The 8,998-nt window shown below is 68.7% G+C and carries 19 protein-coding genes; all 19 read left to right on the plus strand.

Annotated elements, in window-relative coordinates; translation table 11 throughout:
* Positions 1 to 197 precede the first annotated feature (197 nt).
* Positions 198 to 377, plus strand: coding sequence for a hypothetical protein (locus EST92_RS11650; RefSeq protein ID WP_129280865.1), 180 nt, complete (start codon positions 198 to 200; stop codon positions 375 to 377).
* Between the two features lie 46 nt (positions 378 to 423).
* The gene (locus EST92_RS11655) at positions 424 to 648 is read left to right on the plus strand and encodes a hypothetical protein (protein WP_129280866.1); all 225 of its coding nucleotides are present in this window, start codon (positions 424 to 426) and stop codon (positions 646 to 648) included.
* Between the two features lie 38 nt (positions 649 to 686).
* Entirely contained in the window at positions 687 to 890 is a 204-nt protein-coding gene (locus tag EST92_RS11660) for a hypothetical protein (RefSeq protein ID WP_129280867.1), read from the plus strand.
* A 168-nt stretch (positions 891 to 1,058) separates the two neighbouring features.
* Positions 1,059 to 1,265 carry a hypothetical protein gene (locus tag EST92_RS11665; RefSeq protein WP_129280868.1) on the plus strand — a complete coding sequence of 69 codons (207 nt, stop codon included), beginning with the start codon at positions 1,059 to 1,061 and terminating at the stop codon, positions 1,263 to 1,265.
* 49 nt (positions 1,266 to 1,314) lie between these two features.
* Complete coding sequence (locus EST92_RS11670) at positions 1,315 to 1,659, plus strand: hypothetical protein (protein WP_129280869.1); 345 nt, start codon at positions 1,315 to 1,317, stop codon at positions 1,657 to 1,659.
* Complete coding sequence (locus tag EST92_RS11675) at positions 1,659 to 1,916, plus strand: hypothetical protein (protein WP_129280870.1); 258 nt, start codon at positions 1,659 to 1,661, stop codon at positions 1,914 to 1,916. Before EST92_RS11670 ends, EST92_RS11675 begins: the two co-directional genes overlap by 1 nt.
* Positions 1,917 to 2,022: 106 nt before the next feature.
* Positions 2,023 to 2,235 carry a hypothetical protein gene (locus EST92_RS11680; protein ID WP_129280871.1) on the plus strand — a complete coding sequence of 71 codons (213 nt, stop codon included), beginning with the start codon at positions 2,023 to 2,025 and terminating at the stop codon, positions 2,233 to 2,235.
* Positions 2,236 to 2,376: 141 nt separating this feature from the next.
* Positions 2,377 to 2,559 carry a hypothetical protein gene (locus EST92_RS11685; protein WP_129280872.1) on the plus strand — a complete coding sequence of 61 codons (183 nt, stop codon included), beginning with the start codon at positions 2,377 to 2,379 and terminating at the stop codon, positions 2,557 to 2,559.
* A 14-nt stretch (positions 2,560 to 2,573) separates the two neighbouring features.
* Positions 2,574 to 2,705, plus strand: coding sequence for a hypothetical protein (locus EST92_RS32570; RefSeq protein ID WP_275540873.1), 132 nt, complete (start codon positions 2,574 to 2,576; stop codon positions 2,703 to 2,705).
* 97 nt (positions 2,706 to 2,802) lie between these two features.
* Complete coding sequence (locus EST92_RS11690) at positions 2,803 to 3,018, plus strand: hypothetical protein (RefSeq protein WP_129280873.1); 216 nt, start codon at positions 2,803 to 2,805, stop codon at positions 3,016 to 3,018.
* Positions 3,019 to 3,051: 33 nt separating this feature from the next.
* Positions 3,052 to 4,293, plus strand: coding sequence for a hypothetical protein (locus EST92_RS11695; protein WP_129280874.1), 1,242 nt, complete (start codon positions 3,052 to 3,054; stop codon positions 4,291 to 4,293).
* Positions 4,290 to 6,470: a hypothetical protein gene (locus EST92_RS11700; protein WP_129280875.1), complete on the plus strand. Its 2,181-nt coding sequence runs from the start codon at positions 4,290 to 4,292 to the stop codon at positions 6,468 to 6,470. The genes EST92_RS11695 and EST92_RS11700 overlap by 4 nt, the downstream gene beginning before the upstream one ends.
* Positions 6,471 to 6,704: 234 nt before the next feature.
* Positions 6,705 to 6,911 (plus strand): hypothetical protein, encoded by a 207-nt coding sequence (locus EST92_RS11705; protein ID WP_129280876.1) that lies wholly within the window; start codon positions 6,705 to 6,707, stop codon positions 6,909 to 6,911.
* Positions 6,911 to 7,291 carry an RNase adapter RapZ gene (locus EST92_RS11710; protein ID WP_129280877.1) on the plus strand — a complete coding sequence of 127 codons (381 nt, stop codon included), beginning with the start codon at positions 6,911 to 6,913 and terminating at the stop codon, positions 7,289 to 7,291. Before EST92_RS11705 ends, EST92_RS11710 begins: the two co-directional genes overlap by 1 nt.
* A gap of 92 nt (positions 7,292 to 7,383) precedes the next feature.
* On the plus strand, positions 7,384 to 7,575 hold the full coding sequence (locus EST92_RS11715; RefSeq protein WP_129280878.1) for a hypothetical protein: 192 nt from the start codon (positions 7,384 to 7,386) through the stop codon (positions 7,573 to 7,575).
* A 122-nt stretch (positions 7,576 to 7,697) separates the two neighbouring features.
* Complete coding sequence (locus tag EST92_RS11720; RefSeq protein WP_129280879.1) at positions 7,698 to 8,180, plus strand: hypothetical protein; 483 nt, start codon at positions 7,698 to 7,700, stop codon at positions 8,178 to 8,180.
* A 38-nt stretch (positions 8,181 to 8,218) separates the two neighbouring features.
* A complete protein-coding gene (locus EST92_RS11725) occupies positions 8,219 to 8,407 on the plus strand; it encodes a hypothetical protein (protein WP_129280880.1) in 189 nt (62 codons plus the stop codon).
* An 11-nt stretch (positions 8,408 to 8,418) separates the two neighbouring features.
* Complete coding sequence (locus EST92_RS11730) at positions 8,419 to 8,619, plus strand: hypothetical protein (protein WP_129280881.1); 201 nt, start codon at positions 8,419 to 8,421, stop codon at positions 8,617 to 8,619.
* 72 nt (positions 8,620 to 8,691) lie between these two features.
* A complete protein-coding gene (locus EST92_RS11735; RefSeq protein WP_129280882.1) occupies positions 8,692 to 8,994 on the plus strand; it encodes a hypothetical protein in 303 nt (100 codons plus the stop codon).
* Positions 8,995 to 8,998 lie beyond the last annotated feature (4 nt).

Raw genomic sequence — 8,998 nt, forward strand, 5'->3', positions numbered from 1 at the left:
TGTGACCGACCACCCCCGCTGGTACTGCACCGGCTGCGGCGCCAGCGGTGACGGTGACCCGGCCAGCGAGCCCTGCGACTGCCCGGGCGAAACCGCCCACTGACCGCCGCGCCCGCGGGCTGACAACCCCCGGCGCCCCGGGCGCGGCTCTCCACCCCACCCCATTCGTGCATCACTCGCCGAAAGGCCATGCCGTCATGTCCCGCTACTTGGAAGAAGCCGCTGCGTACCACCAGGCCGCCGAAAGGTGGCGGGTGCACGCACTGCGCGGCGACTCCCTCGGCGAGACCGCTCGACGCCAGCACACCAAAAGCCTGGCCCGCGCATGGAAGGCCGAGGAACGCGCCGCGAAAAGCAGCGCTCGGCGCACCGCCTGACCCGCCCCAATTGCCACCGCCCACACCTTCCGAAAGGACCACCGTCATGCCCAAGCACATCTACGCCTGGAACGCCCTGATCGACCTTCCGCCGCACGGCAAGTACAGCGGTGCCCGCGGCGGCCTCCAGGGCGAGACCCACGCGGCTACGCCGCAGACCGAGTCCGAGCTGCGACAGAGCATCGCCCGCGACGTTGCGGCACAGCAGGGCTGCGACGCGAACGGGATCACCTTCGCCAGCTTCACCTACACCGAGCTCACCACCGCCTGAGCATCCCGCCGTCTGCTTCTTCCGAGAGGACCACCGTCATGCCGCTCAGCCTGATCGACCGCCAGTCGTCCAGCAGCTCCAGCGCCTACCGCGCCGACCTGATTGCCCGCTATGTGCGGGCCACCGACTGGGCGGAGGAGATGCACCTGCTCGCCGAGGCGACCCGCTACGACCGGGATAACCGGGGTGCCCCGTCCCTCGTGGACGAGCTGCACGGTGCCCGCCTCGGCGACGCCGCCTGATGTGGGCGCTGCTGATCGCGTTCGTCGTAGTCGGTCTCGCCCTCGCGATCGTGACCGCTGCTCGCCGAGAGCTGCTGGCCGAGTCGCAGCCGGCTCCTAGTTCCTGCTGTGGCTGCACGCCTTGTCACCACGCCCACCGCACCACCAGCCGCTGAAGGAGAGCCCCGCATGAGGATCGACCTGACCGACGAGCGCCTGAACGCCCTGCACTGGGCGGCAGTCGCGATCGACCTGAAGGCCTCACGGGAGCGCCGCGATATGCCGCTCACCTCCGACGAGCTGGCCGTGCACGAGCGCTACCAGGCCAACGCCCGCTCTCACGGCTTCACCGACGCGGACGTCCGCGACTACCACGCCCAGCTCACCGCCGTCTGATCGGCCGCCCCCCACCACCCACCCGCATCACCGAAACGAGGAGACAGCAATGGCAAAGGAATGGGAGCGCAGCAGGCGTGGCGCGAAGAAGTTCGCCCGCGAGGTTGAGATCGGCAAGACGTACTACACGATCCACACCACCAAGAACCCGTGGGGCGAAGAGCAAGTCTGGGACAGCCACGTTTTCGACCGCCGGTCCTGGTTGACCGGGGCGGCGATGGGCGGCCACATGTCCGCCGAGTACCTGTGCCTCAACTACGGGCCGATCTACGACGAGCAGCCGGGCAGTCACATCCGTCCGCTGTTCGAGAAGGACGACGACCAGGTGTACGCGACGCCCATGGACATCCTCCAGGTCCGCGAGTCCCGCCGTAAGCAGGGGGTCCGCCGCTGATGGCGGAGATCGCCGTCGGCAAGGGGATCGTGCCCGCCGAAACTACCTGCTGCTGGGGTCGCCCCCTGGAACTCCGTAGCAGGGGCCGGGTCTGGGACGACGACGTGTGGGAGTGCCCCCGCTGCGGCTGCTCCCTCCGGACCGGGCTCTCGGACAGCGTGCCGCGCGGCCAGCGGATCGTCATCGAGATCGCCACCGCTGACTGCTCCGTCGGCCACAGCCACGAGCCGGATCCCGGTGACCCGGACGCCCCCTAGCCCGCAGCACGCCCGCCTGACCGCTGCCTGTGGCCCCGGCACCGTCTGGCGCCGGGCCCGCAGGGAGCCGCCAACCGGCAGGCCCCAACCCGACGGAGAGGACCCCATGGCATTCGAGTCCAGCTTCAGGACCCCCAAGACGAAGGGCGAGTGCGACGCCAACATCCGCCAGGCCCAGAGGCACCAGCGCATCCTGCGTCAGCGCGGTGACTACGACGGGGCTCGCGAATGGGACGCCGAGATCCAGCACCAGCAGGCCCACCGCAAGCGCATCACCGACCAACTCGACGCCGACACCCAGAAGATCTGGGGCCACTGACCAGTACGCACCCGTCGTCGACACCACCACCGCCGAGACCGTCAAGGGCATCCCCGGCTTCTACCCGGAAGAGCTCAGCTCCGCCCAGTGACGGGCAGCCCAGTACGCCAACCGATCACCAACAACCACTAGGAGGAACCCATGCCCGGAAAGAAGACCGCAGAGAAGCTCGACGCCGCCGCCGGGAAGCTCCACCGCGCCGGCAAGAAGGTCGGCGGTGAGCGAGGCGGCCGAGTCGGCGACGTCATCGCCACCGCGGTCCTCGGAGGGCTCCGCGCCCGCTGCAACGTCGACTGCACCCACAAGGGCGGCTGCGAGCACTGAGGGAGAGGACCGCCATGTCGAATGACAACTGTTGGGTCTGCGGAGAGCCCGGAGCGAAGCAGGAGCGGACGCTCCTCGGCTTCAAGAAGCCCGTCTGCCCGCCGGGCAAGGGGTGCTCCAACCGGCCCACGAAGAAGAAGCGCTGACCGCTCGCCGGTAGCCCTCGCCGTCGGTCCCGCACCGGACCGGCGGCCTGGAGATCCGACGCAGCACCCCACCCTCACCTCACCGAAGGACACCGCCATGCAGCACGGACTGTTGATCGGCCTGACCCGACTCCGCCTCGCTCTGATGGCCGCCGGACTGGCGTTCTTCCTGGGCCTGTCCGTACCGGCCGGCATCCGCGCCTTGATCTTCCTGCTCGTCCTGGTCGCCATCGTCGGCGACGGTGCCGTCGAGGACCAGCGCACCAAGATCCCGGCACCCCGCCCCGGCCGCGACTACGACACCGCCGCCTAACCCGCACCCCACCCCCGAAGGGACTGAACGACCATGAGTACCTGGCGCGAAGAGCGGCGGGCCGACAAGGCGGCCGAAGCTGCAGAAGCTCGAAAGGACGCCGAGTTCAACGCGAGGCTGGCCCGCGACGAGCGGAAGCAGGATCGCGACGAGAAGCGCACCGACCAGATCCAGCGGCGCCGCGACCGCGCCCAGCGTCGTCAGGCGCGGGCCGCCAAGCGGGAGAAGACCCTCACCCCCGGCAACGTCTACCGGCGCGGAACCCTCCTCCTCGTCGGCCTGTCCGCGCTCGCCTCCCTGCCCGCGCAGATCATGCACTTCGTGGCGATCTCCTGGATGCTCGCCCCGATCGGGCCGGCCGTCGAAGGAGGGGCGTGGGTGATGGCTGCGGGCGTGGCCTACGCCGACGAGCGGAAACTCCCCATGTGGGTGCGCTGGCTACTGCGCGGCCTGTCACTGTCCGCCGCAGGGTTCGCCGCCCACATCAACTACGACTTCGGGTCCCACCTGACGGGCCTCACGTCGGACCAGCAGGCTGCCGCAGGCCTCGGGCTCGCTGCGGTCACCCTTGGCGGCCCGCTGTTCTTCGAGGTCCGCCAGTGGGTTATCACGCTGGTCGAGAAGGTCCGCGATCCGAAGAAGCGGGCGGAGGAGAAGGCTCGGGCGAAGCACGAGCGTGGGCGGCGCCGGAAGTTCAAGGCCGTCGCCGAGCGGGCGGAGCAGCTGATGCTCGCCGCACCCTTCGGAACCCTCACAAAGCAGGAGGCCTTCGACCGCGCCTGGTACGACATCGAGGGCGCTCCGCCGGCTGTCACGGACTCGGTCATCTCGGAGCGGATCGCTGCCGAGAAGCGCGTCGCCGACGCCCTCGCCACCTCGGAGCTGACCCCCGAACAGATCGCCGTGGACCTCCTTCTCGCCGACCTTTTCGGCACCCCTGGAGGGGATGGCGGACCTGCCGGAGGAACGCGCGACAAGGGCCCCCAGGGCGGCCCGCGTGGCACTGGTGGCGGTTCGACGCTCACCCTTCCTGGGAGTGGCGCAGAAGGCCCTGCAGGCCTTGGGCGTAAAGGGAAGCAGCGTTCTGGCCGCTCCTCGCAGAAGACCCCGCAGAAGCCCCTCGACCCGACCCACATCGAGAAGGTTCGGAAGCTCGCCGAACTCTCCGGCGGTGCCGACAAACTCTCCGCCCGCAAGGTCCGCGAAGTCATCGGCGGCGGCAGCAACGAGTACGCCGTCCGTCTTCGCGACCACGTCCAAAACGAGAGCCGGTGACCGCCGTGACCACGTACCCGAATCTCACCCATGAGCACGCCAAGGGAGACGCGATGACGACCGTCACCGAGGACACCCGACCGCCCCTAAGCCTCGTCAAGCCCGAGCGCGTCGAAGGTGCGGTCGTCGCGCACCAGGGCGAGTCTGTCCAGCCGGCATGGATCCAGTCCGGCAAGGCCCGCGCCGAGCTTGCCAAGCGCCACGCACTCGACAACTGGCTGTACGTCGGCTGGGCTGCCCGCGGCTACCGGCGACTCGGGCGACAGTGGCTGGAGGCCCGGCGGGATGACTACCCCCAGATGATCCGGTCGGCGAAGGTAGAACTGAAGGCCGCAGCCGGCGACACGAACTCGGAGTCCTCTGCGAGGGAGGTGCTGGAAGCGCGCCGCGCCGAGTACCGGATCCACAAGCGCTGGCACTGGATCAAGACTGGCGGCTGGTCGGCGGCTACCGTCGCCGCCGCTACCGTCGCCGCCGTCACGGGCGGCTTCGGGATCGACCTACTGATGACCGGCTGCGCGATGGCCGTCGGCGCACTTAACGGGCGGCCGGGAAGTGGCAGCGATGACGAGGCGTCAAACAGCGAGCTATCTGACGCGCCACAGTTCGAGGCCATTGAGGCAGCTCCCTCCGCAGGAGCGACGCCCCTAACGGTGCACGGAGCGGAAGATTTGATCACCGCCCTGGTCAAAGCTGGCATCATCGAGAAGTCCGAGCGCGATGAGACCAGCGTGATCGGCGTGATCCGCTCCGAGGGCCCAGGCTGGACTGCCACGGTCGAGCTCCCGGCGGGAGGGACCGCGACCGAAGCGATCTCGAAGATCGGGCCCCTGGCCTCCGCCTTGAAGGTCAAGGCAGGTCAGTTGGAGCTGTCTGCGGACACCAGCGAGGACGGCCACGAAGGGCAGTTCTCGATCTGGGTGGCCAACAGCGACAATCCCTTCGGAGAGGGGAAAGTCCGTTCCGAGCTGGCCGCCGCCGAGGTGTGGGACTTCTGGGCTAACGGTGTACCGCTGGGGCTCGACGCCCGGCAGACGCGCCGCTACCTGGACCTGCTGTGGTCATCGCTGCTGGTCGGCGGTCTCAAGGGGTATGGCAAGTCGTACCTTGCCCGGTTGATCGCGGCAGCGGTGGCACTCGACCCCTACGTCCGGATCATCGTGATCGTAGGGAAGAGCGGCCCGGACTGGGCTCCACTGAAGAAGATCGCCCACGCCTACGTCTCCGGCGCGACCCCGGACAAGTTGCGGCAGATCCACGACGTCCTCGACGAAACCATCGCCGACATGCAGCAGCGAGGCGAAGACCTGGAGCAGCTTTTTGAGACCGACCCGGCCGCATGCCCCGAGGGCAAGCTGACACGGGAGCTTGCCCGCCAGCCGGGACGCGGGCTCACGTTGCTGCTAGTCGACGAACTCCAAGAGTTGCTCCTGGCCGCCGCCATGACGAAGGTGAAGGTCGGGGGAGAGGACGAGGAGGAGGGTGGCCGGGGACGCAGCGGCAAGACGGTGTTGGTCGAGAAGTTCGCCCGGTTCGTCAATGTCACCCGGTTCGTCGGCGGCATGGGGCTGTTTGTCACCCAGCGCCCGGACGCCACTAGCGTCCCCACTGAGCTGCGGGAAGTCTGCGACAAGCGGGCTTCCGCCCGGGTCAAGGGTCAAGGTAGCGCCCGCATGGTGTTGGGGGACGAGGCGGTCGGGGCTGGCGCCGCACCGCACATGCTCCGCGAGGTTCACCGGGGCGTCTTCGTCCTCGACGAGGGCGCCGAGTCGGGCCACGTCAGCCTCAAGGCCGATGCCATCGACCTGCCGGAGTTCGGAAAGATCTGCGAGCGCGGCCAGCAGCTGCGCATCAAGGCAGGGACGCTCACAGGGTATGCGGCGGTGCATGCGCGAGCCTCTGTGGCCGCGGCCCGCGCTGCGGAACTTCGGGCGGATGCAGTGGATGCCTTCGATCGCCTCGCAGTACCGGATGGTCGGGGCCTGACCGCCGACGCGCTGGTGGACGGTCTGCGCGCCGTGTGCCCGGATCGTTACGGGGAGATCGACGCGGATGGGCTGCGGGACCGCCTGAGGGTGGTTGGTATCACGACGGACAAGGTGCTGACGCCCGGAGGGAAGCGGTTGAACGGCTTCACCCGCGAGCAACTCGAACGCCCTACAGCTCCCGTTTCTTGATCGTTCACCCCGGACAGGGGGCGGACAGGGTGACTGTTTGCCCTGTTTAGCGCCGATATGTCACCCGGACAGGGGGCGGCCAGTCGCCGCTGGGGCCGGACATCTGGATGCCTCGAAGCGTGATTGTCCACCCCTTGTCCGGGGTGCATACCAGGGCGTATGGCCCGCCGTCTGGCCACTGTCCACCCCGCATAAGCCACATTTCACCCGCCAGGCAAGGAGGCTTAGTTCGCCATGTCCAAGATCAGTCCAGCCACCAGAATGACCGACCAGCAGTGGGAGGCGCAGAACTGCCCCCTCACCCCCGACGTTCGCCGAGCCCGTGGCCTCTGTTGGCACTGCGGCGACAAGGGCGCCCTCTTCACTGCGCTCCGCGGCGAACACGTCAAGATCACCTGCCCCAGTTGCAAGGGCACCGGCAAGGCCCGGGTGAACGCCTGATGCTCACCGTCTACGTGACCAGCTTCGGCTTCCTGCACGGCGAGCCGCCGCCCGCGCACCTCACCCTCGACCTGCGGGAGCACTTCCGGGACCCGCACGTCTCCCCGGAGCTGCGCCACATGACCGCGAACGACAGCGCGGTCCGCCAGGCCGTCTACGGCACACCCGGCATCCCCGCCCTGATCGAAGCCGCCTCCGACGCTGTCGTGGCGTTCACCCGCGGCCCGAGCGCCGGACCGGTCCGTGTCGCCGTGGGATGCGCAGGAGGCCGACACCGAGCCGCCGCAGTCGCCATGGCCCTCAAAGCCGCGCTGGCCGACGAAGACATCACCGCCGTCGTCACCCACCGCGACCTCGACAAGCCCGTCGTCCAGCGCTGAACACGATCCACCCGTCACTACCGCTCAACCCGCAGACATGTGGGCGGACTGAGCGAAGCCAAGAGATTCCCACCCACCAGAGGAGAGATCACATGAGCAGCAACCCGTTCTACGGCGACATCTACGACCACAAGACCTTCAAGGGCCAGTCGGCGGAAGTCGTCCACCTGTACAGCACCGGCGAGGGCCCGAAGGTGGTCATCAAGGTGACCAGCCCTGACCACACGTTCACCGCCGAAATTCACGCCGACATGCTCGACGCGTCCTACACGAAGAGGAAGTAGCCGGAACGACGCACGGCCCCGGGGCGCAATCCCGGGGCCGCCGCGGGACGCCCCTCTCTCGCCTGCCAGCAACCAGGGGCGCCCCGCCATCCACCACCCATCAGCAGCAGACAGGAATCAGCATGCCCACCATCACCTGCTCGCCCGCAACCCGTGCCCCGGCGCCAGCCGCCCTGAGTTTCGACGAGCGGCTCGCCCTCGCCGCCCTGGCAGTAGATGCCCGGATCAACACCGAGCCCCTCGACCTGGCCGACGTGATCCGCGGCCCCGTGAACACCCCGGTCGCTCCGGCGCCGCAGCCGTACCGGACGCCGATCGCCGCCCTCTTCCACCGCGCCCACATCCGGCTTCTCAACGGTGGCTGGTGCGCCAGCCGGCTCCGCGACGAGCAAGGCGCCCGCTGCCTGATCGGCGCTATCCGTGCCGAAGCCGGCAGCCGGTCCGAAGCGGACGACGCCTGCGTGCTCCTCCTCGACATCATCCGCGACGAGTTCGACCCCAGTGCGGAAACCATCGCGAGCTGGAACGGCCGGCAACGCGATGGGCACATGCCCGCCCGAATCCTCGGCCACGCCGCCAACCGAGCCGACGCCCGAGGCATTTGAGCAGCTTCAGCCACAACACCCACCTGAAGGGAAACCGCATGAGCCAGCCGAAGCACCAGACCGTCCGCGACTACATCACCGCCAAGAAGCGGGGCGACACCGAGACCACAGACCAGATCGTCCGCGAGGTCACAGCCCGCTTCAACACCCGCACCACCGACGGCTCCGAAGCCGCCGAACTCCTCGAAGCCACCATGACCACCCCGCTCGGCAAGAAGACCATCTGAAGGAGCCTGACATGGCCATCGCCACCAACTACGACCTCGACGAAGTCAGCCTCGGCGACGACGTCGGCACCGACGCCACCTTCACCTGCTGCGACGAGACCATGACCGTCGCCGACCCCGACAAGTACGGCGACCGCACCCACACCTGCGGCTCCTGCGGAACCTGCGCCGACGTCACCGGCCTCGGCCTCCTCGGCGATATCCGCGACTGACCGTCTCAGAGGCCCGGAGTCCGATTCCGAGCCCCCGCCAGTCGACACCCACCCGCCCGAAGGGAGCCCACCATGGGCTGGTCCATCTCGCACGGCGTCACCAACACCCGCTCCGCAACCACCATCCACAACCTCGCCAAACACCTCGCCCACGTCCTGCCGGCATCCGACTGGCGAACCCTTGAGCCCGTCTTCGGCGACCGCTCCGGCGACCCGTTCCGCGTCACGCACACCGACGCCCGACAAATCGCTGCCGTACTACGACGAGCGGCCAGCCACCGCAAGATGCCCTCCGACTGGGGCGGCCTCGCCCGGGAATTCGCCAACGCCGCACAAAAGGCCGCTGACGCCCGACAGTCCTGGGAGTGGAGCTGATGAG

It is taken from the genome of Streptomyces sp. TM32 (assembly GCF_004122755.1).
Lineage (GTDB): Bacteria > Actinomycetota > Actinomycetes > Streptomycetales > Streptomycetaceae > Streptomyces > Streptomyces sioyaensis.

Coding starts and splice junctions, on each gene's coding strand:
- EST92_RS11650 (WP_129280865.1), top strand. CDS start 198: ATGTCCCGCTACTTGGAAGAAGCCGCTGCGTACCACCAGGCCGCCGAA.
- EST92_RS11655 (WP_129280866.1), top strand. CDS start 424: ATGCCCAAGCACATCTACGCCTGGAACGCCCTGATCGACCTTCCGCCG.
- EST92_RS11660 (WP_129280867.1), top strand. CDS start 687: ATGCCGCTCAGCCTGATCGACCGCCAGTCGTCCAGCAGCTCCAGCGCC.
- EST92_RS11665 (WP_129280868.1), top strand. CDS start 1,059: ATGAGGATCGACCTGACCGACGAGCGCCTGAACGCCCTGCACTGGGCG.
- EST92_RS11670 (WP_129280869.1), top strand. CDS start 1,315: ATGGCAAAGGAATGGGAGCGCAGCAGGCGTGGCGCGAAGAAGTTCGCC.
- EST92_RS11675 (WP_129280870.1), top strand. CDS start 1,659: ATGGCGGAGATCGCCGTCGGCAAGGGGATCGTGCCCGCCGAAACTACC.
- EST92_RS11680 (WP_129280871.1), top strand. CDS start 2,023: ATGGCATTCGAGTCCAGCTTCAGGACCCCCAAGACGAAGGGCGAGTGC.
- EST92_RS11685 (WP_129280872.1), top strand. CDS start 2,377: ATGCCCGGAAAGAAGACCGCAGAGAAGCTCGACGCCGCCGCCGGGAAG.
- EST92_RS32570 (WP_275540873.1), top strand. CDS start 2,574: ATGTCGAATGACAACTGTTGGGTCTGCGGAGAGCCCGGAGCGAAGCAG.
- EST92_RS11690 (WP_129280873.1), top strand. CDS start 2,803: ATGCAGCACGGACTGTTGATCGGCCTGACCCGACTCCGCCTCGCTCTG.
- EST92_RS11695 (WP_129280874.1), top strand. CDS start 3,052: ATGAGTACCTGGCGCGAAGAGCGGCGGGCCGACAAGGCGGCCGAAGCT.
- EST92_RS11705 (WP_129280876.1), top strand. CDS start 6,705: ATGTCCAAGATCAGTCCAGCCACCAGAATGACCGACCAGCAGTGGGAG.
- EST92_RS11710 (WP_129280877.1), top strand. CDS start 6,911: ATGCTCACCGTCTACGTGACCAGCTTCGGCTTCCTGCACGGCGAGCCG.
- EST92_RS11715 (WP_129280878.1), top strand. CDS start 7,384: ATGAGCAGCAACCCGTTCTACGGCGACATCTACGACCACAAGACCTTC.
- EST92_RS11720 (WP_129280879.1), top strand. CDS start 7,698: ATGCCCACCATCACCTGCTCGCCCGCAACCCGTGCCCCGGCGCCAGCC.
- EST92_RS11725 (WP_129280880.1), top strand. CDS start 8,219: ATGAGCCAGCCGAAGCACCAGACCGTCCGCGACTACATCACCGCCAAG.
- EST92_RS11730 (WP_129280881.1), top strand. CDS start 8,419: ATGGCCATCGCCACCAACTACGACCTCGACGAAGTCAGCCTCGGCGAC.
- EST92_RS11735 (WP_129280882.1), top strand. CDS start 8,692: ATGGGCTGGTCCATCTCGCACGGCGTCACCAACACCCGCTCCGCAACC.